Source organism: Pseudoalteromonas sp. P1-7a (assembly GCF_001401855.1).
GTDB lineage: Bacteria > Pseudomonadota > Gammaproteobacteria > Enterobacterales > Alteromonadaceae > Pseudoalteromonas.
In genome coordinates this window covers 1-213 of sequence record NZ_LKDU01000177.1, presented here as the reverse complement: position 1 = coordinate 213, position 213 = coordinate 1, and the positions used below count along the sequence as shown (strand labels likewise).

The window sequence follows — 213 nt, the reverse complement described above, 5'->3', positions numbered from 1 at the left end:
TATGTGGGTGATTAGCTCAGTTGGGAGAGCATCGCCCTTACAAGGCGAGGGTCACTGGTTCAAGTCCAGTATCACCCACCACATATAAAGCCTATTATTATATTAATAGTCGCGTTTTAAAATTTAATATGGGTCGTTAGCTCAGTTGGGAGAGCATCGCCCTTACAAGGCGAGGGTCACTGGTTCAAGTCCAGTACGACCCACCATTCTTAG

The 213-nt window shown here is 46.0% G+C and carries 2 tRNA genes; both read left to right on the top strand.

Going from position 1 to position 213, the window contains the following annotated elements:
• The first annotated feature begins 5 nt into the window (after positions 1–5).
• A tRNA-Val gene (locus AN389_RS20030) sits at positions 6–81 on the top strand.
• A gap of 49 nt (positions 82–130) precedes the next feature.
• Positions 131–206: transfer RNA gene (locus AN389_RS20025), tRNA-Val, on the top strand.
• Positions 207–213: the final 7 nt, after the last annotated feature.